Annotated in this window: 2 pseudogenes; both read right to left on the bottom strand. The window is 38.6% G+C overall.

Going from position 1 to position 1,209, the window contains the following annotated elements:
* Positions 1-84: 84 nt before the first annotated feature.
* A pseudogene (locus tag NI465_RS16515) lies at positions 85-806 on the bottom strand (transposase); the annotation flags it as partial.
* A 64-nt stretch (positions 807-870) separates the two neighbouring features.
* Positions 871-978, bottom strand: a pseudogene (locus tag NI465_RS16800) (site-specific integrase); the annotation flags it as partial.
* Positions 979-1,209 lie beyond the last annotated feature (231 nt).

Below are 1,209 nucleotides of genomic sequence, written 5' to 3'. Positions count from 1 at the left end.
TAAAGTGCCCCAAATAGAAGAATTACTACCTCACCGCTGGAAACCTGAACCCCGTTAAAACTTGGCGATGGCGTTCAGCGGATGCTTACGACGGTAATCATCAATCACATTCAACAATCGGAACTTACGACTATCGATCAGCTGGTCATGCATAAAATCCAGTGACCAGACCTGATTTGCCCGGATCGGCTCTTTCAGTGGTTCTGGTGCATGCCGTTTTAGTCTTCTTCTCGGTTTAATGCGCAGATTCAGTGCTAACTCACAGTAAATGCGATAAACACGTTTATGATTCCAAACATGGTTTTCAACATGACGTAGATAAGAGAAACACAGACCAAAACCCCAATCTGTATTTTCTTCAGTGAGCTCAATGAGCTGTTCTGCAATTAATGTATTGTCATCGTTTAACTTGGATCGATAACGGTAGCAGGTTTCACTGATACTAAATGCTCGGCAAGCCAAACGAATGCTAATCGCATAGTGGGCAACTGCCTGTTGTGCCATCTTACGTCGGCAAGATGGCCTCACCCTTGCGCAGCAGTGCTGCTCATTGCCATCGCTTCCTGAATGATCTCTGCCTTTAAGCGTTCCTCAGCATACATCTTTTTAAGTCTGGTATTTTCTGCTTCCAGTTCTTTGAGTTTTGCCATTAATGATGTATCCATACCGCCATATTTGGCACGCCATTTATAGAAGGTCGCATTACTCATACCGTGTTCACGACAAAGGGCGGCTACAGGTGTGCCAGACTCCGCCTGTTTCAAAATGGACATGATCTGACTGTCAGTAAATTTAGATGTTTTCATGCAGAATCTCCTGCCTATACTTTAAGAGAAAATTCTACTTTTAGGTCCTATTGTTTTTAGGAGGGATTACTGGGTACAAACATGGACATGATGAATCCAGATCAAACAAAAGAATAATTTGATTTTCGTTTGAAACTTTCTTTTCCAAATGAATTGTTTTTAAAGCAAACATAGTAAAGTTTATGAAGTATTCTTGAGGTCAACATATTATATTTTACAAATGAAATTGAAATTATTTAAGTTATTGAATTTTCGTTTAATAAAAGAAGATATGAAGTTATTATCAGGTATAAGTCATTTAACATAATCAATATTATACGAAATCAGTGTGTTAGAACCCATTTAAAGTGTCTATATTCTCACCAATAAAAATGTCTGGTTTATGATGGTTTTTATCACCATG

Source organism: Acinetobacter lwoffii, from assembly GCF_024129855.1.
In the GTDB taxonomy this organism is placed as follows: domain Bacteria; phylum Pseudomonadota; class Gammaproteobacteria; order Pseudomonadales; family Moraxellaceae; genus Acinetobacter; species Acinetobacter lwoffii_L.
The sequence above is the reverse complement of the archived record's forward strand: the minus strand, read 5'-3'. Positions and strand labels throughout refer to the sequence as shown.